Annotated in this window: 1 protein-coding gene; it reads right to left on the reverse strand. The window is 66.4% G+C overall.

What is annotated here, in order from left to right; translation table 11 throughout:
* Positions 1-229 (reverse strand): hypothetical protein (locus ACCC96_RS30455; protein ID WP_413697764.1); only part of this gene is annotated, 229 nt, incomplete at both ends.

Raw genomic sequence — 229 nt, forward strand, 5'->3', positions numbered from 1 at the left:
GGTGATGGTGGTGACGGCCCACCAGGCTGCGTCGCCGAAGGTCAGGATCTTGGCGTCGGGTGCGTTCTGTTCAACATCCAACACCGCCAGGGCACCTATGAGGATGAGCATGGCGGCGGCCCCGGCGACGTAGGTTGCCACCCGGCCACGGAGGGTTTCGCCCACGGTGCGTTGCAGCACGGAGAGGAGGGTGACCAGGCGCAACAACCGCAAAGGCCGGAAGAAGGGG

This window comes from Pseudomonas sp. Pseusp11, from assembly GCF_047304405.1.
Lineage (GTDB): Bacteria > Pseudomonadota > Gammaproteobacteria > Pseudomonadales > Pseudomonadaceae > Aquipseudomonas.